Source organism: Methylotenera sp. N17, from assembly GCF_000799155.1.
GTDB lineage: Bacteria > Pseudomonadota > Gammaproteobacteria > Burkholderiales > Methylophilaceae > Methylophilus.
This window is the reverse complement of sequence record NZ_JUGE01000001.1, coordinates 1,073,897-1,096,455: the sequence shown is the minus strand read 5'-3', so window position 1 is coordinate 1,096,455 and position 22,559 is coordinate 1,073,897. Positions and strand designations below refer to the sequence as shown.

Sequence of the window (22,559 nt, the reverse complement as noted above, 5' to 3'; positions counted from 1 at the left end):
CAACTGCTATTATATTTCTAAAAATACTTCATTGAATCAATCATAGGGTGAAAAATGATAGGCGGGTTTATTGCTGTAGGTATCGGGGCGGCGTTAGGTGCTTGGTTACGCTGGGGGCTGGCAGTGTTACTGAATGCTAGTGTGTTACCGCTGGGAACACTTGTTGCCAATCTGTTAGGGGGCTATTTAATGGGTTTAGCACTGGCTGGCGTGGTGCAACAACCGGAGTGGAGCCCTGAGATTAAGCTGTTGATTACTACGGGTTTCTTGGGAGGGCTAACCACATTTTCCACGTTTTCGGCCGAAGCTTTTCAATTGCTGCATCGTGAGCAGTATGGTTGGGCAGCATTGCATGTGTTGCTACATGTGTTTGGGTCACTGTGCATGACCGCTTTAGGTTATCTCACCGTGCAATATTTGCGTAATCACTAAATAAAACACAAAAATAAAAAAGGACTCTATTAAGAGTCCTTTTTTACTGTGCGATACTGAAACGTTATTTCTGCGTTTCGACCATCACCAATGGTGCATCTTCTGTAGCCGCTGTATCGTTTTTCTTCCAATTAGCTGCCTTACGTGGTGCCTTTGGTTTAGCTGTCGCTACTGCTGGTGTGTTCACTTTCAACTCACCTTTGGTCTCCACCAGTTGTAGCCCAGCATCTGCTAGATTTGCTGGCAAGGCGCTAGGCGTTTGCGCTGCTTTAGCTTTTGCTGGCTTACGTGCTGGTTTTTTCTTCTCCGCTTTAACTGGCGTTTCAGCTTGCACTGGCTCAGTGGCTGCTGCAACTGTTTCAACAGTCGTCACAGTATCCGTAGCTTCTACATTGGCTTTAGGCGCGCGCTGTTTTTTGTTAGCTGGTTTTTTAGCTACAGGTGTGTTCGCTGCTTCTGAAGTTGGCGCGGCCGTGACGATTTCTACCGAAGCAGCTTTTGTCTCAACAGGCGTCTGTGTGACTTGGGTTGATGTTTCTACCACTGGAGTTGCAACAGTTTCTGCTGTGGCTGGCGTTTGCACGTTTTCTTTGTTTGCTTCATCACGTGGGCGACGATCACGGCGACCACGGCGATTACGACGACCCGAACGCTCTTGGCGTGGTACACCTTGCTCATTCGGGGTCTCAGTTGCATTAACTATTTGATCATTAGTTTTTTCAACTGCAGTGTCGGCCTCTACACGTTTCTCTACAGGCGGTTTTTGTTGCTTGTCTTGACGTGGTTGCTCTTGACGTGGTTGCGCTGCTTGCTCATTACGGTTACGTTCATTACGCTCGTTTGGATTGCGTTCGGCACCATTTTTATCTGTGGCATTGCGATCACGGTTGCGATTTTTATTACGATCGCGATTGCGGTTACGATCGCGATCACGTTGTTGCTCACGGTTTTGCGTCCGTTGTTCTGCAGGTTTGTCTGCTTCTGATTTTGCTTCATCAGCATTTAAGCCGAATAGTGCTTTGATGCGGCCGAAAATAGAAGCTTTAGCTACTACTGGTGCAGCCTTCTCTGGTTTAGCCTCTACAATTGGTGCAGAAGTGGCTGGCGTAATGCCTTTTACCAATGCTTCTGGTACGTTGGGCTTGCTGTCTTGGTTCAAGCTACTTACGTAGTCTGTCTCAGAAGGCAGTTCTACCATTTTGTAGCTAGCGCGTGAGGTTTCCTCGTTCACATCATCATGTTTAATGCGAATGATGTTGTAGTTAGGGGTTTCCATATGGATATTCGGAATCAAAATCACTTCAACGCCCATGCGCTGTTCGATTTTGTGGATATCAGCACGTTTTTCATTCAGCAAGAAGGTTGCAGCTTCAACTGGTAACTGTACCTGAATGATTGCGCTGTTATCTTTCATCGCTTCTTCTTGCGTGATACGCAAGATATGTAATGCAGTAGATTCAATGCCACGGATATGACCAGTACCGTTACAACGTGGACATGTCGCATGGTTGGTTTCACCCAAGCTAGGACGCAAACGTTGACGTGATAACTCTAACAAACCAAAGCGAGAGATTTTGCCGGTTTGGACGCGCGCACGGTCATAATGCAGTGCGTCACGTAAGGCATTTTCAACTTCACGTTGGTTACGTGGATTTTCCATATCAATAAAGTCAATCACCACTAAACCACCCAAATCGCGTAAACGCATTTGACGCGCGACTTCTTCGGCAGCTTCTAAGTTGGTGTTGAACGCAGTCTGCTCAATATCAGAGCCTTTGATAGAGCGACCGGAGTTCACGTCAATCGATACCAAGGCTTCGGTATGGTCAATCACAATCGCGCCACCGGATGGCAAGCGCACTTCACGTGAGAAAGCAGTTTCAATCTGGTGTTCGATTTGGAAACGAGAGAATAGGGGGATTTCATCCTGATACAGTTTTACACGTGCCACATTGCCTGGCATCACATGATTCATAAACTGTACGGCTTGCTCATGCACATCGGCAGTATCAATCAAAATTTCGCCAATATCCGCACTGAAATAATCACGGATAGCACGAATGACCAAACTACCTTCTTGGTAGATTAGAAATGCGCCAGGTTGAATATGTGAAGCTTCCTCAATGGCTGTCCACAGTTGGGTCAGGTAGTTGAGATCCCATTGTAATTCTTCGGCATTACGGCCAATACCAGCCGTACGTGCAATGATGCTCATGCCGTTAGGGATTTCTAATTGTGCCATGGTGTCACGTAGCTCGTTACGCTCTTCACCTTCAACACGGCGCGATACACCACCTCCGCGAGGATTGTTTGGCATCAATACCAAATAACGGCCAGCCAGTGAGATATAGGTGGTAAGTGCAGCGCCTTTGTTACCACGCTCATCTTTGTCTACCTGAACAATCAGTTCTTGACCTTCTTTGATCACATCCTGAATGCGTGGACGACCACTTTCCGGTTTATCTTGGAAATAACTACGTGAGATTTCTTTGAAAGGCAAGAAGCCGTGACGGTCTGTACCATAGTCGACAAACGCTGCTTCTAGGGAAGGCTCTATGCGTGTAATGACGCCTTTGTAGATATTGCTTTTGCGTTGTTCTTTTCCCGCATGTTCAATATCTAAATCGATGAGTTTTTGCCCATCTACAATCGCAACGCGTAATTCTTCTGATTGCGTTGCATTAAATAACATTCTTTTCATTGTGTGCTCCTGGGCTAAGCGAGCAGACAAACCAGCAGGTAGCTAGAGCGCTGATTGCGCATTTAAGATAGTCGAACGCTATCGATTAAATGCAAGTTAACGTGATGTGGTCTACGCATGGGTATTTGCCCTACGTTTATATGTGATACTAGGCTGGATGATGACCAGCGATATAACTGCAATTCATAATAATATGGGTGCAATTATTTAGTGTCATGCACGACATCACAAAAAATTAATACCCGAATCAGGCATTAATTCGTTAAAATTCAATTTTCAGCAAACTTTAGTCACGCTTTGATTTTTAATTGTCTGCGTTGGCTATAGCGCAAATTTTACATATCGCTACTTATTGGCGAGCGGTATTAACCAAGTATTTGTTGTCACAACTGTTTTTAAAACATGATGTTTCATAAAACATATTCTTAAACGCGCTTTTATAAAGCATGCATTCCTTAAGAACCTTACCAGTATAGGCTAGAAGTACTATTAAAGCAAAGTATGAACACATTGATTGAAACAATTACCGCACCCTCTAGTGAGATATCTGCTACTGCATCGGCCAATTTGGTCATTGATGAATCTTCGGCTGGACAACGCGTTGATAATTTTTTGCAAAAAGCCTTAAAAGGGGTGCCAAAAAGCCATATTTATCGCATTTTGCGCAGTGGTGAAGTCCGAGTGAATAAAAAAAGAATTGATGCGGATTTTCGTCTGAGTTTAGAAGATGTGGTGCGCGTGCCGCCTATCCGCGTAGCCAATGTGCCACAAGCTGTGGTGTCAGGACCCGTCACCAGTAAATTTGATGATGCGATTGTGTACGAAGATGACGCGATGCTGGTCATCAATAAACCGGCCGGATTTGCTGTGCATGGTGGCAGTGGCGTCAGCCGAGGCGTAATTGAGCAATTGCGTCTAGAGCGCCCACAAGCCAAGTTTCTAGAGTTGGTGCATCGATTAGATCGCGACACCTCCGGTGTACTCATGTTAGCCAAAAAACGCAGTGCATTGGTCGCTTTGCACGAAGCCATCCGTAACAACCATATGGATAAACGCTATGTAATGATGGTGCATGGTGTTTGGACCGAGAAAAAGAAACATGTCACCTTGGATTTACAAAAATATGTGACCAGTGATGGTGAGCGCCGCGTCAATGTGGTGACAGATCCGAAAAAAGATAAGTTTGATGCTGCACAAGTGTCCGAAACGATTTTTTATCTGACGAAAAATTTAGGTGAATACTCGTTGTTAGAAGCGAAACTCATCACAGGCAGAACGCATCAGCTAAGAGTGCAGCTTGCGCATTTGGGTTTCCCGATTCTAGGCGATGACAAATATGGCGATTTTGCGCTGAATAAGCAGTTGGTCAAACTAGGCTTAAAACGCATGTTCTTGCACTCGGCAGAAACCAACATTCGCCATCCTATTTCGGGCGAAAAACTCAAACTAAAAGCTGAGTTACCTGCGGAACTTAAAAAGTTTATTCAAAAAAATGAAAGCAACGAGCAATAGATGCAAAAGCAATATGATCTAATCGTGTGGGATTGGGATGGTACGCTAGCAGACTCTACAGGCATGATTACCAACGCGCTGGTAAAAGCTGCGCAACAGGTAGGCTTGCCTGCATTGGACCCTGCAAAAGCGACCAGCATTATTGGGCTGGGCTTGCGTGAATCGATTTATGCCTTATTTGGTGATTTGCCTGAAGCGCAAGCACGTGATTTAGCCGCGCAATATAATACTAATTACTACGCAGGCGAAAGCGAAATCCCCTTGTTTCCGGGTGCATCCGACACCATTATTGAGTTAAACAAACGCGGCTACAAACTGGCTGTGGCTACAGGAAAAGGGCGCAGAGGCCTCAATTTGGCACTACAGCACTGTGGATTGACGCAGTATTTTCATGCAACCAAAACAGTGGATGAGTGCTTTTCTAAGCCACATCCACAAATGTTGGATGCACTAATGGACGAGCTCGTCGTCATGCCTGAGCGTACCTTGATGATTGGTGATACGCATTACGATTTGCAGATGGCTAAAAATGCGGGTGTGCATACGGCCGCTGTTACCTATGGCGCACAGTCGGCTGTGCAGTTAAGCCCATACAGTCCTGAGTATGTTTTTAATAGTTTTCACGATTTAAGCACTTGGTTACTGGATGAAAGTCACTAATATTCGATTTAAAAGCAGTGATTTGATTGAAAAATCAGATGGTTTGCGCTTTAATGTGCCTCAACGCGGTGAGTTGGCGACAGGGTTTGTTGTTAGATTTAATGGCAAGCCGTATGCGTATTTAAATCAATGTGCGCATGTGCCCATTGAGTTAGATTGGCAACAGGGTAAATTCTTCAATTTAACGCAAGATTTTATTATCTGTGCTACGCATGGTGCGCATTATGAACCCAACTCTGGCAGATGCGTGCTTGGGCCATGCAAGGGGAAGTCTTTGCAGCCCATTGAAGTGTATGAAACCAATGATGAAATTATTATAAATTTAGAAAGCATTCCATAAGATGACAACCGATAGTAATCAATCACAAGCTAACCAAGACCCGCAATGGGCGCAGACTACGCTAGAGAAAGTTGCGTTGGCTGGCTTGGCTGAGCAAAAAACAGCCCGCCGTTGGTCTATCTTTTTTAAATTACTCACTTTTATTTACCTATTTTTCTTGTTACTCATGATAATTGGTTGGCTAGGGGATGGAAAAGCACCATCCAGTGCACATACTGCATTGATTGAGATATCAGGCGTGATTGAGCCAGGCGGAGAAGTGAATGCAGATGCGGTGATGGGTAGCCTTAATGATGCTTATGAAAATAAAGGTACGAAGGGTATTATTCTGCGCATCAACAGTCCTGGTGGTAGCCCAGTACAAGCCGGCATTATTAATGAGGAAATTAAGCGCCAAAAAGCATTGCATCCAGCTATTCCGGTATATGCGGTAGTGGAAGATATTTGTGCATCCGGTGGGTATTACATTGCCGTGGCAACAGATAAAATTTACGTAGACAAGGCCAGTATCGTTGGTTCTATCGGCGTATTGATGGATGGTTATGGATTTACAGAAATCATGAAAAAGGTAGGCGTGGAGCGTCGTTTGCTCACCGCGGGTGAAAACAAGGCAATGCTGGATCCATTCTCACCAGTCAATCCAAAACATCAAGCGTTTGCGCAAGCTATGTTGAATGAGATTCATGAGCAATTTAAAACCGTGGTGCGAGAAGGGCGTGGAAATCGCTTAAAAGAAAGCCCGGAAACATTCAGTGGCTTATTTTGGAGCGGTGAGCAAAGCATTAAAATGGGGTTGGCTGATGCATTAGGCAGTGCCGATTACGTCGCGCGCGAAGTGATTAAGCAAGAGGAAATTGTAGACTTCACCTATCAAGAGACTGTGGTGGATCGATTTGCTAAACGCCTAGGCGCAAGCATGGCGCAATCGTTAGGATTGAATGCACTGCAAAAAGGTGTGCAGTTACGTTAATCTGTATGTAACAGGTACAAATAAAAAAGGCTGGGGAAACCCAGCTTTTTTATTGTACTCAATATGACTTGGTGGTATGACTTGGAAATTTAAGTGCGTTGTTTTGCGTAGTTAATCAAACCATTAGTAGAACCGTCAAAACGATCAATCACGTCATCATTGGTAAGCAGTGGCAAGATTTGTTGTGCAATCTGCTTGCCGTATTCTACGCCCCACTGATCGTAGCTGTTAATGTCCCAGATAATGCCTTGTACAAAGATTTTGTGCTCGTATAGTGCAATCAATTTACCTAGCGTATGCGGCGTCAGTTTATCGAACATAATCGAAGTGGTAGGGCGGTTGCCCGGAAACACTTTATGCGGTAACAGCTGTTCCAGCGCTTCACCAGATAAGCCTTGTTGTTCAAGTTCGGCACGCGCTTCTTCTCTGGTTTTACCCAACATCAAGGCTTGCGTTTGCGCCAAAAAGTTAGCCAATAAGATTTTGTGATGCTGATCGCCATTGGTGCCTACTTGGTAGTGGCTGTGAATCGGCATTAAGAAATCCGCAGTGACGATTTGTGTGCCTTGGTGAATCAATTGATAAAACGCGTGCTGGCCATTGGTGCCGGCTTCACCCCAAATCACTGGGCCTGTTTTATATTGCACATCGGTACCATCACGGCAAACAAACTTGCCATTGCTTTCCATGTCTGCTTGTTGCAAATAGGCTGCAAATCTAGCCAAGCCTTGGTCATAGGGCAAAATGGCATGTGTATCCACATGGAAGAAATTGTTATACCAGACGCCAATCATGGCCATAATGACTGGCATATTTTGTTCTAAAGGTGCTGTTTTAAAGTGATTGTCCATGGCATGACCACCAGCGAGCAGCTCTTCAAAGTGGTCCATACCTACGTATAGCGCAATGGATAAGCCGATTGCTGACCATAATGAATAACGACCACCCACCCAATCCCAAAACGCGAACATGTTGGCAGTATCAATGCCAAAAGCTTCTACTGCTTTAGCATTGGTGGACAAGGCCACAAAGTGCTTGGCGACATGTGCATTATCATTAGCCGCATTTAAAAACCATGTACGTGCAGATGTAGCATTGGTCATGGTTTCTTGCGTGGTAAATGTTTTAGATGCCACAATAAACAAGGTGGTTTCCGGATTGCATTTTTCCAGCGCGCGCATTAAGTGCGCGCCATCAATGTTAGAAACAAAATGCACATTCAGGTTTGGGCTAGCATAAGGTTTGAGTGCATCACAGACCATCACAGGGCCTAAATCAGAGCCGCCGATACCGATATTGACAATATCAGTGATGGCTTTGCCGGTATAGCCAGTCCAACTGCCATTGCGTACTTTTTCTGTGAATGTGCGCATTTGTGCCAGTACTGCATTCACATCCGGCATCACGTCTTTACCATCTACATACACAGGTGCATTGCTTCTGTTTCTTAAAGCAGTGTGCAATACGGCACGGTTTTCGGTGATATTGATTTTCTCGCCGGAAAACATGCGATCACGCCAACCTTCAATATTCGCTTCGCGCGCCATTTGGAACAGCAAGTTGAGTGTTTCTGTCGTAATGCGGTGTTTTGAATAATCCAGTAGCAAATCACCACACTGCATGCTGAAAGTTTCGTAACGCTTAGGGTCTGAGTTAAATAGGTCACGCATGTGTTGCGTAGAAGTGAGTTTTTGATGTTGGCACAGAGCCTGCCAGCTAGGGTGTTGTGTAAGTGTCGCCATTTATATTTTTATATTCATTAAGTAAATTGTAAATCAATGTCTATCGTTGGTTAAAATCACGTTAACGTTAAGATGATGCCTGCCAAAGGTGGTAGTGTGAGCACAATCGAGTGCTGTTGGTTCATCCATGGAACGTATTCGGATTGAATGCCTGCGTTGTTACCTAAATTGCTCCCACCATAACAGGCTGCATCGCTATTAAATAGTTCGTGGTAACTGCCAGCAGTTGGCACACCAATGCGATAAGCATTGCGTGGTACAGGCGTAAAATTTAGCACTATTATAGCAAAACTATGGTCGGTTCCGCGCCTGATGTAACTGATAATTGATTGGTCGGCATCGTGACAGTCAATCCAGTTAAAGCCCTGCACGTCAAAATCTAAGCTGTACAGCGCATTTTGGTTGCGGTAGAGATGGTTTAAATCTTTACACAGCTGCTGAATGCCTTGGTGGTAGGCTTTACCTTCATAGTCTTCTTGTAGTAAATGCCAGTCTAGACTGGTATTTACGTTCCATTCGCGGCCTTGCCCAAATTCATTGCCCATAAAGTTGAGTTTTTTACCTGGGGAGGTTGATTGCAAGGTCATCAATAAGCGTAAGTTTGCAAATTTCTGCCAAGCATCTCCCGGCATTTTGTCTAATAATGAATGTTTACCGTGTACCACTTCATCATGCGAAAACGGCAGCACGAAGTTTTCACTGTAGGCATAGAGTTGACCAAAGGTGAGTTTGTCGTGATGAAACTTACGGTGAACAGGGTCTTCTTCCATATAGGCCAGAGTGTCATTCATCCAGCCCATGTTCCATTTCATGCTAAAACCTAGCCCACCTGCATAGACCGGGCGAGAAACGGCTGGCCAAGCAGTGGACTCTTCTGCAATGGTGAGTGCGCCAGGGAAGTCTTCGCCCACCATCACATTAAGTTGTTTTAAAAACTCAATCACATCTAAATTCTCACGACCACCATATTTATTTGGCAACCATTCGCCAGCTTTGCGCGAGTAGTCTAGATACAACATAGAAGCGACAGCATCTACCCGCAAGCCATCAATATGAAACTCTTCAAGCCAATAATAGGCATTGGACATCAAAAAGTTACGGACCTCGTTGCGTCCATAATTAAAAATGTAGGTACCCCAATCTTGGTGTTCACCCAACCTTGGGTCCTCGTGCTCGTAAAGAGCGGTGCCGTCAAAACGCGCAAGCGCCCAATCATCTTTAGGGAAGTGCCCAGGCACCCAATCTAAAATCACACCAATGTTAGCTTGGTGAAACGTATCAATTAAATAACGTAAATCGTCCGGTGAGCCAAAGCGGTTGGTCACGCCAAAATAACCGGTGGTTTGGTAGCCCCAAGATTCGTTGAGTGGGTGCTCGGTGATAGGCAATAATTCAACATGGGTGTATCCCATGTTCACGACATGCGGTACCAACGTTTTGGCCAACTCGCGATAACTTAGAAAATGCCCTTGAGCGTTACGTTGCCAACTACCTAAATGCACTTCGTAACAGTTGAACGGCGTATGTAGCCAATCGTTCTTCTCACGCTGTTGCAGCCATGATTGGTCCGCCCATTGGTATTGGCTTTGGCTGACTTTAGCAGCAGTGCCCGGCTTTTGCTCAAACTCCACGCCGTAAGGGTCTGTTTTAACTAAAATGTGTCCGGTATGACGATTGCGGATTTCAAATTTGTATAAATCGTGGGTGGTGAGGTGTGGAATAAAGATTTCCCATACGCCGCTGCTACCGTGCGTGCGCATACTATGTATGCGTCCATCCCATTGGTTAAAGTTGCCTACCACGCTCACACGTTCGGCATTGGGTGCCCAAACGGCAAAGCGTACGCCCATCACGCCTTGCTGACTGCGTGTTTGCGCGCCTAACGTTTTATAAGCTTGTTTTAACTTGCCTTCGCCAAATAGGTATAACTCGTCTTGCGTGATATAGGCTTGAAACGTGTAGGGGTCATAAGCTTCAAAACTACGTTTGCCAATCTCTACTTTGAGCAAACAGGGCGTACTTAATTCAGTAGGGCTAGTAAATTCAAACAATCCTTTGCAGTCGCTATGGGTCAGCATTAGCCACTGACCATCGATATTGACGTGTACTTGATCTGCGTGAGGGTTGAATACCCTTAAGATAAATTGACCGTCGATGCGGTGCACACCTAAAAAGCTAAAAGGGTCATGATGCTTGGCATCTAACACCCTTTGCAGATGCAATGTATCGCTACTGATGATAGAACTGGATTGTATTTTTTTTACCAAAATTTTCTCTTAAATTTTTGTTAATTAAATGTGATAAAGTAAGTTCTAGCGCCGTCAAGGTGATTATAATGCAGTTGTAAGGGTTTGAGATGTAATTCGATGTGATAGTAACGAGCTAGGTTAGGAAATCAAGATGTCATCCATTCAAGAAGAAGAACGTAGAAAAGTTAATCGTCGGCAAGAACGTCCCTCTGATCGATTTATTAGCAACCTCACTAAAAACACAGTCGCCATTATTTTGGCAGGTGGTCGCGGTAGTCGTTTAAAGAACCTGACAGATTGGCGCGCGAAACCAGCCGTACAGTTTGGCGGTAAATTCAGAATCATTGATTTCCCACTGTCTAATTGTATTAACTCAGGTATTCGCCGCATTAATGTCGCTACACAATATAAAGCGCAGAGCTTAATTCAGCATATCCAGCGCGGCTGGGGTTTCCTGCGTGGTGAGTTCAATGAGTACGTCAACATTATCCCAGCACAACAGCGCTTGTCAGAAGATTGGTATAAAGGTACGGCAGATGCCGTATATCAAAATATAGACCTGTTGAGAGAGAATGGCGGTGAGTACATTCTAGTGCTAGCAGGGGATCATATTTACAAGATGGATTACGGCAAAATGTTGGCTACACATGCGCGCAGTAATGCAGACATGACCATTGCTTGTATTAATGTACCGCTTGAGGATGCAAAAGGGTTTGGCGTATTGGCAGTAGATGAAACAGATCGCGTCATTGAGTTTGCGGAAAAGCCAAAAAATCCGAAGCATATACCAGGCAATACAGAGCAAGCGTTTGCCAGTATGGGTATTTATATTTTCAATGCTAAGTTCTTATATGAGCAATTGATACGTGATGCGGGCGATAAAAAGTCATCGCATGACTTTGGTGGTGACATCATCCCATACATCATCAACAAGTACCGTATACAAGCACACCGGTTTACCGATAGTTGCGTCGGGGCATTGGATAATAACTACTACTGGCGTGATGTGGGCACTATTGACGCTTACTGGGAAGCAAATATGGAGCTGACCAAGGTAATTCCGGAGCTAAATCTTTACGACAGAGAGTGGCCTATTTGGACTTATCAAGAGCAATTGCCACCGGCCAAGTTCGTGTTTAACGACGAAGGGCGCACGGGTAAAGCAACAGATTCATTAGTGTCTGGCGGTTGCTTAATTAGCGGCTCTTGTGTCACAAGCTCAGTGTTGTTTTCAGATGTACATGTCAATGACTACTGCACGATTGAGGGTTCTGTGGTGCTGCCTAAGGTCACGATTAACCACAATGTTGTATTAAAAAATGTCGTGATTGACCGCGGATGCGAAATTCCAGAAGGCATGCAAATCGGGATAGACCTAGCCTTAGATGCTAAGCGTTTCCATGTTTCCGAGAAGGGCATTGTATTGGTTACACCTGATATGCTGGGGCAGGATTTGTACAGAGTTGTATAATAAACAATGCATTATGATATTTAGTTAAAGTATTTTATTTGGATCATGAGTCTATATATGCCAACCTCTTCTAGACTTTATTTAAATCTATACTGGCATATGCATCAGCCGGATTATCGGGATTTAAGTACTGGCGAATACGTACTACCTTGGACTTATCTACATGCCATGAAAGACTATAGCGATATGGTCTATCATTTGGAGCAGAATCCTAAAGCGCGAGCTAGCTTTAACTTTGTGCCGATTTTGCTTGAGCAGCTAGTGGATTATTCCGAACAGTTTTCACAAGGTAAACTGCGTGACCCATTATTAGCCTTGTTGGTTGAGCCGGATTTATCCAATATCTCGCCCGAGCAATGCCGGCTCATCGTGGAAAGTTGTTTTAAATCGCATCATGAAAAGATGCTGAGTCCGTTCCCGCATTATCAGCGCCTATTACAACTTTTCCAGCTCATCGAGCCCATCATGGTGAATAATGATTTCCATTATTTATCAGCCCAATACAAAGCGGATTTGTTGGTGTGGTACCACTTGGCTTGGTGTGGCGAGAGTTTACGTCGTGAAAATAGTGTTGTTCAACACCTCATGCAAAAGGGCGTGTTATTTACGTTAGAAGAACGGCAACAATTGTTAAATGTGATTGCCAGCACGATTCAAGGGTTGATTCCGCGCTACAAAGCGTTGATGGAAAAGGGGCAGGTAGAGCTTTCGACCACACCATACTATCACCCGATATTACCGTTATTGCTCGACTTCACATCGACAAAAGATGCCATGCCAGACGCGCCATTGCCCGAGCATGCACGTTATGATGATGGCGTGAATAGGGCGCGTGCACACATTGAGTCCGCGCGCGATTACCATCAAACTCTATTTGGGCAAGTACCCAAAGGCATGTGGCCTGCAGAAGGTGCCGTATCTCATGCTGCATTGTCTTTGCTTGCGGAGCATGGTGTCCAGTGGGCGGCAACGGGCCAAGGTGTGTTAGCCAATAGCTTAGTTAAGTCGCATTTAAGCGCAGATGACAAACATCAATATCTTTATCAGCCATACCGGGTCACCAATGGTAAAAATGATGTGATGTGCTTTTTCAGGGATGACGCACTCTCCGACAAGATTGGCTTTGAGTACGCCAAAATGCACTCTACCGATGCGGTGAATGACTTTATGCGCGCATTAGATGAGATTTTGGCCGCAACGCCCAAAGGGCAATGCAAAGTGGTGAGTGTGATTTTAGACGGTGAAAACGCTTGGGAATACTACCCATACAACGGCTATTATTTTCTTAAAGAGTTATATCAAGCCTTAGCCAATCACTCTGCTATCACCATGACGACATTTAGCGATATCCTCAAGATGCAACACACCGGCCAATTACCGCCGGCAAAAATTTTGCCTCAAGTAGCAGCCGGGAGTTGGGTGTACGGCACCTTTAGCACTTGGATTGGCAGCCAGGCCAAAAACTTGGCGTGGGATTTGTTATGCACGGCTAAGAAAGTGTACGATCAAACCATTAATGCTTTACCGACCGCGGAGCAACAAGCATGCGAACGTCAATTGGCTATATGTGAGGGGTCGGATTGGTTTTGGTGGTTTGGCGATTACAACGCATCCGATAGCGTTAAGAGCTTTGATCGTTTGTACCGGCTTAACTTAATCAATTTGTATCAATTGCTCAATCAACCTATTCCTGACAACTTGCATCAGCCCATCAGCCAAGGGGGCGGTAACTCCGAAAATGCGGGCACCATGCGCAGAGGACAGGATGCTTAATGGCTGAAACATGCAAACACCCCATCAACATTGATACACGAAGTGCAGGCGTACTACTACATATTAGCTCGTTACCTACCGGCGATTTAGGCCGAGATGCTTACCGCTTTGTAGATTTTCTTGCGGCAACTGGCATTTGCGTTTGGCAGACGTTACCAATTAACATGCCGCATACAGACAACTCACCTTACCAATGCTTGTCTGCACATGCCGGAAACCCTGCATTTATTAGCTTAGATAAACTAGTAGAGCAGGGGCTGATTAGCCATACACAAAGCCATGAGTGTCGCATTACGGTGTTCAAAGTTGCGTATGAAACAGCCAAAAAATCCGCCATTTATGATGACTTTATTCGGTTTTGCCAACAACATAGCGCATGGCTGGATGATTTTTCTTTATATTTATTGCTAAGAGACCAACGTCATCATCAAGGCTGGTTTGACTGGCCCAAGCAGTTCAAAAATCGCTCTCCACAAGCGTTAGAAAAACTGGCTAACCAATACGCAGAAGAAATTAATCTAATCCAATTTACGCAATACTTGTTTTTCTCTCAGTGGATTGCATTAAAAGCCTACGCCAACAGCAAACAAGTGCAGTTGTTTGGCGATATCCCTATTTTTGTGGCATACGATAGTGCTGATGTGTGGGCGAACCCACAGCTATTTAAGTTAGATGAAAACATGCATATGACGGTAGTGGCCGGTGTCCCGCCAGATTACTTTTCCGCTACCGGACAGCGTTGGGGTAACCCGCATTATCAGTGGGATGTGATGGCCAAAGATGACTACGCTTGGTGGGTAGAGCGGCTGCATACGCAAGCTGAGTTATTTGATTTGATTCGAATTGATCATTTCCGCGGACTAGAGGCTGCTTGGGAAATCCCTGCGCACGAAGATACTGCGATAGGCGGGACTTGGGCTATAGCGCCAGGTGATGCATTGCTGGCAAGCATCTATCGACAACTGCCTGGCATCCATTTGGTCGCTGAAGATTTAGGCATTATTACACCGGAGGTAGATGCCTTAAGGTTGAAGTACGCCTTGCCAGGCATGAAGATTTTGCAATTTGCGTTTGGTGGGGATGAGCACAACCCTTATCTGCCCGAACAAATTGAGCTCAATAGCGTGGTATATACAGGCACACATGATAATGACACTACACTTGGCTGGTATCGCCTTGCCGAGGCACATGTAATTGAGCATTTACATCGTTATTTACAAAATACAGAGCCTGTCATGCCCAAAGCTTTGATTGAGCTTGTGATGCATAGCAAAGGTTACTTGGCAATTATCCCCATGCAAGATGTATTGGGCTTAGGCAGTGATTGCCGCATGAACACCCCAGGCACTGTGATTGACAATTGGAATTGGCGCTTTGCTTGGCCGCAACTGTCATGGGAACATCAGCAAGCATTGAAAGAGGTTGTCGAAGCGGCCGGCCGTAGCCATGGCTAACGTAATTGGCATTGATGTCGGCGGCACTAATTTACGTGTTGGTGTATTTGAAGGGCATCAGTTAATACAAGAAACGCGTTTTCAGGCCGATTTTTCACACATTTGCCACACGCATTCACCTTCCCAAGCATGGGAAAAAATCATCAGCATCACATCTACTGGCATACGTAATGTGTTGGTGCAGTTTCCAGACGTGCAGCACATTGGCATGGGTTTCCCGGGATTTATAGACCCCAACACACAGACCGTTGCACAATCCCCTAATTTCCCCGGCCTTGATCATGTCAATTTAGCCCAAGATTTGGGTGAGGTGTTGCAAAAAAAAGTGATTGTGGAGAATGATGCGTTGGCAGCGGCTTACGGCGAATATTGCTTGGCTGGCAAGCCTGACACAGGGTTGATCTATATTGGGCTAGGTACCGGTTTGGGTGGTGGGCTTATCCATGCAGGACGGCCTTTTGCAGGACAACATGGCGTTGCGATGGAAGTAGGGCATATCATCGTGGAGCCAAATGGACGGCCATGCGGTTGCGGTAACAATGGCTGTGTGGAGCAATATGCCTCAGCAAGCGGCGTCGCCACCTCCTATCACACACTGTCAGGGCAGCGATTATCTGCCTATGAAATAGCGCAGCGCGCTGATGACGGAGATGCATTGGCACTAGAAGCCTATCGGCAGGCAGCAATCTATCTTGCACAAATGCTGGCAACCGTGGTGAAAGTAGTGGATGTTCCGAACATTGTGGTTGGCGGTGGTATGTGCCACGCTTGGCATTTGATGAAAACTGCATTTGATATTCAGTTGGAAACCGATCTTATTCCAGTGTTACGTGGCAAGCTTTCAGTCACACCTTCACACACGCATGATATTGCTGGCATGTTGGGTGCAGCCCAGTTGGCATTGCTACATAACACACATTTGTCATAAAAATTTCATACCTGAATGGTAGGGTGACCTGTCTTTCTACTATTAAAGTATTGTATGAGCCTTAGTGTGTTACCCTCTGAAATATCAGAGATTTTACTTGAAAAGAAATTGCTTGGGGTGTTTCAACCGATCGTGAATATCAGTGGCGCTGACATCTATGCACATGAAGCATTGATAAGAGGTCCGGTAGAATCTAAGTTACATTCGCCAATCGCATTGTTCAATGCAGCCCATATGGCGGGTTTAAATTTTGATATGGAATATGCCGCGCGCGATGTCATTTTGCAGGAGTATGCCAAATCCGCACAGCCCGGCCGTTTGTTCGTCAATGTCAGTCCGGAGTGTTTATCGCTGCAAAATCCCGCGCTAGAATTTAGCTTGGCACAGCTCAATCGCTTTGGCTTAAGTGCCAATCAAATTTTCATTGAAATTACCGAAGGCTCGAGCATTCGCGATTATAGCCAGCTGTGTGATGTGGTGACGAAATATCGCAAACTTGGGTTTGGCATTGCGTTAGACGATTTAGGTGAAGGGTATTCCAGTTTACGTTTATGGTCTGAAATATCGCCGGATTTTGTCAAAATAGATAAGCACTTTATTGCCAATATCCAAAATGACCCGATTAAGATGGAGTTTGTGCGTGCTATTCAGAAAATCGCATCTGAATCCGGTGCGCTGACCATTGCAGAGGGCGTAGAAAATCGCGAAGAGTTAGCGGTAGTTAAAGACTTGAAAATAGATTTTGCGCAAGGCTTTTTACTGGGCAGGCCGCTGCCAAAATTTCAATGCATGCTGACCGATGATGTAAAAGTGCTGCTGAATAAAAGCGCTATTAGCGTGTTTATGGACACCTATCAGCACAATACCAAACAAGCAACGGTATCCAGCCTCATCACTTATCAGCAGGCAGTCACTGCCGAGATGACAAATGATGAGATTTACGGCTTGTTTCAAGCCGATGCTTCCATCAACTCGATCCCCGTTGTTGATAGCAACAAACCTGTAGGCCTGATCAGCCGTTATGACACGATCAATCGCTTTGCCAAGCGTTATCAAAAAGAATTGCATGGACGAAAATCGTGCACAGCCTTTATGGATAAAGACCCATTGGTGGTACAAAAAACAATGACCATCAATGCACTAAGTGAGTTAATTTTAAGTGCAGACCCTAAGTACTTGTTGAACGGATTCATTATTGTCGATGGTGACGTCTACGTGGGCACTGGCAGTGGTCATGCTTTACTCAGAGAAATCACCAATTTACAAATCAATGCAGCCAGATATGCCAACCCGCTCACCATGCTACCCGGCAATGTGCCTATCAATGCGCATATTGATCGCTTGCTAGAAAATACCGAATCGTTTGTTGCTTGTTATTGCGATTTAGACAACTTTAAGCCATTTAATGATACCTACGGCTATCGACGTGGGGATGAAGTGATCCAATTTGTCGGGCGCTTGCTCAGTGGCATTGCAAGTAGCGAACATGATTTTGTCGGCCATATTGGCGGCGATGATTTTGTATTGTTGTTTCAATCTGAAAATTGGGAGGTGTTGTGTCATGAAGTGCTCAATACCGTTGCGAATGTGATGCCTGATTTTTATGACAAAAAAGATGTGGCGCAAGGTGGTATTCGTGTAGAAGATCGCATGGGGAATATTGCATTTTTCCCATTTGGCAGTATGTCCATAGGCGCGGTAAAAGTGATTCCCGAGCATTTCAAAAGTCATCATGAAGTGGCGGGGGCGATGAATAGTGCAAAAAAACAAGCGAAGAAATCTATCGGCAACAGCTTGTTCGTCGATCGACGTCAATATTAAGTGTGCGTGATTTGGTGTTGACTTAATGCCCACATGACGTGTTCTTGTATTAAAGGAGATGCATCGTTTTTGCGCATCTCAAGCGCTTGAACCACCTCTGGCGTGGTAGGGGCATTGCCTAGCCCTACCGCAATATTACGCAGCCATTGTGTGTAGCCAATCCGGTAAATAGCGCTGCCTGCCATCTTCTCTTTAAATTCAGCCTCGCTCCAACCAAAACAAGTTACCAAGGTAATGTCATCCAAACCATGTCTCACATGAAAATCTTGCTCAGGCGTGACTTGCGCAAATTTGTTCCATGGGCAAATCAATTGGCAATCATCGCAACCATACACCCGGTTGCCAATTAACGGACGTAACGCAATCGGAATGGCTGTTTTTAGCTCGATGGTGAGGTAAGAAATACAGCGTCTGGCATCTACTTTATAGGGTGCAACAATTGCCTGTGTCGGACAGATATCTAAACACGCTGTACAGGTGCCACAATGTGCACTGGCTGGTGTATCAATGGGTAAGGGTAGGTTGGTGTAAATTTCCCCGATAAAAAACCAGGAACCGTGGTTTTTATTAATCAGCAATGTGTGCTTACCACGCCAGCCTAGCCCGGCTTTTTCTGCCAAAGCCACTTCTAACACTGGCGCACTGTCGGTAAATACGCGGTATTCCACATTGGCGACAGCCTGAGCAATTTGATCACTAAGTTGCTGAAGCTTCTGACGCATTACTTTGTGGTAATCGCGCCCCAGTGCATAACGTGAAATAAAGGCCTGCTGGCCGTCACCAATGACTTGCCAGCTGTCCTTAGCTTGCGGCGGCTTGTAGTCAAGGCGTGCGGAAATCACACGAATGGTATTGGGCACTAATTCTGCGGGCCGCGTGCGCTTAGTGCCATGTTTTGCCATATAATCCATGTCACCATGAAAGCCTTTATCAATCCATTGTTGATGTTCAACTTCGGCGTGCTTCAAATCCGTATCGGTAATGCCAATATCGGCAAATCCCAGTGCCTGCCCCCAACGTTTAATGTCGACGGCCAATTGAGCATACGCGTTATCTAAAGTAGTGTTCATGAATATGTGCAATTTTACACAGGTTTTAAACGATGAAGCGGCAACCTTGCTTGCAGGACAAGCATTTTCGAAAGACCTGCCTGCTGGGATGACCGTGTTTTTACATGGTGATTTGGGTGCCGGAAAAACTACCTTTGTGCGTGGCGTGTTGCAAGGGATGGGCTATCAGGGTAAAGTAAAAAGCCCAACGTATACATTGGTTGAGCCTTATCAAATTGCAAATAAAACCATCTATCATTTTGATTTGTATAGGCTTATTGATGACGAGGAATGGGAAGAGGCGGGATTTAGAGATTATTTTAATACGCAGTCAATTTGTATGATTGAATGGCCGGAGAAAGCGCAGCGCTTACTCCCGCAAGCGGATATCGATATCTTTTTAAGTCATCAAGCGCAAGGTAGGCAATTGCGCTATCAGGCAAACTCACTTAACGCACAACAATTTTTACAGCAATTGAACACATGATTAAACACGCAGTGACTCAGCATTTACGCACAGCTTTAATGTTATCCATGCTTCTAATGAGCCCATGGGTAAGCGCCGCCAACAATAGCATTACTGCCGCCCGTGTATGGCCTGCGGAGGATTACACTAGGATTGCATTTGAAGCGCCGTTGCCGATTAAGCATCAACTACTGATTTTAAAAAATCCACATCGCTTGGTGCTGGATATTGAAGACGTAGACCTCAACCCCATTCTTAAAACACTGTCTGATCGTATTTTATCCAGCGATCCTTACATCAAACAAATTCGCGTTGCTATGTTTAAACCCAGCGTGATGCGCATTGTGATTGATTTAAAGGCCGAGGTGAGCCCTAATGTATTTGCGCTGGCGCCAGCGGGGGATTACAAGCATCGTTTAGTCGTGGATATTTACCCGGACAAAGATCCTATTATGGCAATGCTGGAAAAGCATGAGTCACGTGGTGCCGCAGACACCGCCGCAAAAGACACGCCTAAGCCAGTGGTGGAGCCTTTGCCATCCGGCACAGCAGCAGAGGCAGATTTACCTGCCATTGAACCCACCCCCGAAACACCTATTGAACCGTTACCGGATAACCCAACCGACGCGACTATCCCTACAGAGCCCACCACAGTAGCAACTGCAGACACTAAATCTAACAAACCAGAGCAGCCCATCAAGAAAAAAGGGCGCTTAATCACCATTGCCATTGATGCTGGACATGGCGGCGAGGACCCCGGAGCACGTGGTGCTAGCGGGACACATGAAAAAGACATCACACTGATGATTGCTAAAAAGCTCAAAGAAAAAATTGATGCCGAAGAGAACATGCAAGGCGTATTGGTGCGCGATGGTGACTACTTTATTCCATTGCAAGGCCGTGTCATTAAGGCGCGCAAATTGAAAGCGGATTTATTCATTTCCATCCATGCGGATTCATTCACCAATCCAGCAGCACGTGGCTCTTCAGTATTTGCGTTGTCTGAGCGTGGAGCAACCAGTGCCAGTGCGCGCTATTTGGCTAAAAAGGAAAACGAGTCTGATCTGATTGGTGGGGTAAGCTTAGGCGGCAAAGATCCTGAACTGGCCAAAACCTTGCTGGATTTATCGCAGGCAGCCACCATTAACGACAGCATTAAACTGGGTAAAGCCGTATTACTTAAAATTGGCGAAATCAACAAACTGCATAAGAGCCACGTAGAGCAAGCGGGCTTTGCCGTGCTGAAATCGCCAGATACGCCATCTATTTTGGTAGAAACTGCTTTTATTAGCAATCCGGAGGAGGAGCGCAAATTAAAAGATGATGACTATCAAAATCAGCTGGTGAATTCCATTTTGGCAGGCGTGAAAAAATATTTTTCTGCCAATCCAGCTCTGGTCAATAAGTCATCTAATTAATGCATTGTTAATGTTTGCACAGATGCTAGCGCTTGCGGTAATGACTCAGCTCACCTTCTCTTTGCGTGTCACCATAGCCGGTTTGCGTTTGTAAGGCACCTTCGATATATCGGCTAATGCGTTGGCGTAGGGCTTGCACATGCTCCCCATCCGTAAACGTTTTTGGAAATTTAAAACTGAGCCATGCATACAAGCTAAGGTTATGGCTTAATAACTCAGCGGCTTCCAAATGCTTTGGGCTGTTGCCAGCCAGCCAATCTGGCGTAATGGGTAAACCACGTATCTGCGATGCTGCAACGCTTTTTAAACACAGCAAATAATAGTCTTTTTCATATGCCACATTGAGCGCGATAGGCGCACAGACGAAGATGTATTTATCTTTAAGCGACATGCCTGGTGCAAATGCATCCACTAATAGTGCTTGTTGAATTTGATTGCTAAGAGGTGCTGCTGCAAATAGCGCATGTTGAAAACGGCTGCGCTCTTCATGATAGGCCAGTATTTCAGCAATTTTGCCGGTATGCAGTTGGTTACCCAGTGTTTCAATCTGATCAAAGCCAATGCTGACGGGCAGTTTGCTTAAATTAGCATCGTCATCGGTCGTCAGCATATGCGCAATATGGATGCGCTCATCGGCCTCAAACACGTTGACATAGCCAGTAGGGTAGAGCCCAAAGCGGCCTGCGCGGCCAGCAATTTGCCTCACCTCAGTTGCGTTGAGTAAACGTGATGCAACACCGTCAAACTTATGCGTATTGGCAAATATCACGCGGCGAATGGGTAGATTGAGCCCCATCCCAATCGCGTCAGTGGCTACCAAAATATCGGCATGCCCTAAGTTAAATCGTTCTGATTCTGTTCTGCGTACTTCGGGCGAAAGCGCGCCGTAGATGCTGGCAACGGTAAACCCCCATTGCCGAATCCGCGCAGAAAAGGTGAGTACATCTTTCCGGCTGAAAGCAATGATGGCATCGCCTTTTTGCAGTTTGGACTTTAACTTTGGCTTGCTGTAGCGCTCGCCGCAAATGCTTTCGTCTTCGACCACCAAAGGCGTGAGCCGTGTGGTTTCCGTCACTTGGTACGTTTCATTCAGTGACGAAATGGCTGCAACACAGGGTTTGGTCACCGCGTTGGAGCCACAGATAAACACATGCGCTGCCGGCACGCCCACCAGCGCATGGGTCCAAGCCGCGCCCCGGTCAGGGTCTTGCAGCATCTGCACCTCATCAATCACTGCCACTTCTACTACTTTGGATGGGTTCATCATTTCAATGGTAGAAGCCGTATGCTGTGCACCGGGCATTATTACGCGCTCTTCGCCTGTAATTAGGTTGCAAGGTACGCCAGCCGCTACCAAGCGATCTCGCACTTCCATTGCCAATAAACGCAATGGTGCTAAGTACACACCAGATGTTGCTTGTGTTAACGCGTTGAGCGCATGATAAGTTTTGCCAGAATTGGTAGGCCCCACATAAAAATGATGATGGCGTTTAAGTTTGCGTGCGTGCGTAAATTGCGTGGCAAATAAAGGTAATGGCTGGTTATGCATATGCCCAGAATTTAGCCTAAATTC

General features: G+C 45.6%; 17 protein-coding genes. 12 read left to right on the top strand and 5 right to left on the bottom strand.

The window, feature by feature from the left end:
* Positions 1–54: 54 nt before the first annotated feature.
* On the top strand, positions 55–432 hold the full coding sequence (gene crcB, locus FG11_RS05250; protein WP_047533663.1) for a fluoride efflux transporter CrcB: 378 nt from the start codon (positions 55–57) through the stop codon (positions 430–432).
* Positions 433–496: 64 nt separating this feature from the next.
* On the opposite strand, the gene FG11_RS05245 is transcribed toward crcB, so the two are convergent.
* Complete coding sequence (locus FG11_RS05245) at positions 497–3,133, bottom strand: Rne/Rng family ribonuclease (protein WP_047533661.1); 2,637 nt, start codon at positions 3,131–3,133, stop codon at positions 497–499.
* Positions 3,134–3,634: 501 nt separating this feature from the next.
* Between FG11_RS05245 and FG11_RS05240 the strand changes: the two genes are divergently transcribed.
* From FG11_RS05240 to FG11_RS05225, 4 genes are read left to right on the top strand one after another with little or no spacing between them, the layout of a single operon-like run.
* Complete coding sequence (locus FG11_RS05240) at positions 3,635–4,645, top strand: RluA family pseudouridine synthase (protein ID WP_047533659.1); 1,011 nt, start codon at positions 3,635–3,637, stop codon at positions 4,643–4,645.
* Complete coding sequence (locus FG11_RS05235; protein ID WP_047533656.1) at positions 4,646–5,305, top strand: HAD family hydrolase; 660 nt, start codon at positions 4,646–4,648, stop codon at positions 5,303–5,305.
* The gene (locus FG11_RS05230) at positions 5,292–5,645 is read left to right on the top strand and encodes a Rieske (2Fe-2S) protein (protein WP_020181991.1); all 354 of its coding nucleotides are present in this window, start codon (positions 5,292–5,294) and stop codon (positions 5,643–5,645) included. Before FG11_RS05235 ends, FG11_RS05230 begins: the two co-directional genes overlap by 14 nt.
* Before the next feature lies 1 nt (position 5,646).
* The gene (locus FG11_RS05225) at positions 5,647–6,615 is read left to right on the top strand and encodes a S49 family peptidase (RefSeq protein WP_047533653.1); all 969 of its coding nucleotides are present in this window, start codon (positions 5,647–5,649) and stop codon (positions 6,613–6,615) included.
* Positions 6,616–6,704: 89 nt separating this feature from the next.
* Here FG11_RS05225 and pgi read toward each other — a convergent pair whose 3' ends face one another.
* Together pgi and glgB are read right to left on the bottom strand one after the other, a co-directional pair.
* Positions 6,705–8,357, bottom strand: a complete 1,653-nt coding sequence (gene pgi, locus FG11_RS05220) for a glucose-6-phosphate isomerase (protein ID WP_047533651.1) — start codon at positions 8,355–8,357, stop codon at positions 6,705–6,707.
* Positions 8,358–8,413: 56 nt separating this feature from the next.
* Positions 8,414–10,624, bottom strand: a complete 2,211-nt coding sequence (gene glgB / locus FG11_RS05215; protein WP_052184950.1) for a 1,4-alpha-glucan branching protein GlgB — start codon at positions 10,622–10,624, stop codon at positions 8,414–8,416.
* Between the two features lie 133 nt (positions 10,625–10,757).
* Here glgB and glgC point away from each other — a divergent pair, with 133 nt between their 5' ends.
* The 5 genes from glgC to FG11_RS05190 are packed head-to-tail and all read left to right on the top strand — an operon-like array spanning position 10,758 to position 18,053.
* Positions 10,758–12,077 (top strand): glucose-1-phosphate adenylyltransferase, encoded by a 1,320-nt coding sequence (gene glgC / locus FG11_RS05210; protein WP_020181987.1) that lies wholly within the window; start codon positions 10,758–10,760, stop codon positions 12,075–12,077.
* Between the two features lie 57 nt (positions 12,078–12,134).
* Positions 12,135–13,850 (top strand): glycoside hydrolase family 57 protein, encoded by a 1,716-nt coding sequence (locus FG11_RS05205; RefSeq protein ID WP_047533648.1) that lies wholly within the window; start codon positions 12,135–12,137, stop codon positions 13,848–13,850.
* Positions 13,850–15,304 carry a 4-alpha-glucanotransferase gene (malQ, locus tag FG11_RS05200; RefSeq protein WP_047533646.1) on the top strand — a complete coding sequence of 485 codons (1,455 nt, stop codon included), beginning with the start codon at positions 13,850–13,852 and terminating at the stop codon, positions 15,302–15,304. The genes FG11_RS05205 and malQ overlap by 1 nt, the downstream gene beginning before the upstream one ends.
* Positions 15,297–16,232, top strand: coding sequence for an ROK family protein (locus tag FG11_RS05195; protein ID WP_047533643.1), 936 nt, complete (start codon positions 15,297–15,299; stop codon positions 16,230–16,232). The genes malQ and FG11_RS05195 overlap by 8 nt, the downstream gene beginning before the upstream one ends.
* A 54-nt stretch (positions 16,233–16,286) precedes the next feature.
* Positions 16,287–18,053, top strand: a complete 1,767-nt coding sequence (locus FG11_RS05190) for a GGDEF domain-containing protein (RefSeq protein ID WP_047533640.1) — start codon at positions 16,287–16,289, stop codon at positions 18,051–18,053.
* Here FG11_RS05190 and queG read toward each other — a convergent pair.
* The gene (queG, locus tag FG11_RS05185) at positions 18,050–19,123 is read right to left on the bottom strand and encodes a tRNA epoxyqueuosine(34) reductase QueG (RefSeq protein WP_047533637.1); all 1,074 of its coding nucleotides are present in this window, start codon (positions 19,121–19,123) and stop codon (positions 18,050–18,052) included. The two genes, FG11_RS05190 and queG, sit on opposite strands and share 4 nt — an antisense overlap.
* Between queG and tsaE the strand changes: the two genes are divergently transcribed.
* Both tsaE and FG11_RS05175 read left to right on the top strand, forming a co-directional pair.
* On the top strand, positions 19,122–19,589 hold the full coding sequence (gene tsaE / locus FG11_RS05180) for a tRNA (adenosine(37)-N6)-threonylcarbamoyltransferase complex ATPase subunit type 1 TsaE (protein WP_020181981.1): 468 nt from the start codon (positions 19,122–19,124) through the stop codon (positions 19,587–19,589). The two genes, queG and tsaE, sit on opposite strands and share 2 nt — an antisense overlap.
* Positions 19,586–20,986, top strand: a complete 1,401-nt coding sequence (locus tag FG11_RS05175; RefSeq protein ID WP_047533634.1) for an N-acetylmuramoyl-L-alanine amidase — start codon at positions 19,586–19,588, stop codon at positions 20,984–20,986. The genes tsaE and FG11_RS05175 overlap by 4 nt, the downstream gene beginning before the upstream one ends.
* 25 nt (positions 20,987–21,011) lie before the next feature.
* Here FG11_RS05175 and FG11_RS05170 read toward each other — a convergent pair whose 3' ends face one another.
* Positions 21,012–22,535, bottom strand: a complete 1,524-nt coding sequence (locus FG11_RS05170; RefSeq protein ID WP_047533631.1) for a helicase-related protein — start codon at positions 22,533–22,535, stop codon at positions 21,012–21,014.
* Positions 22,536–22,559: the final 24 nt, after the last annotated feature.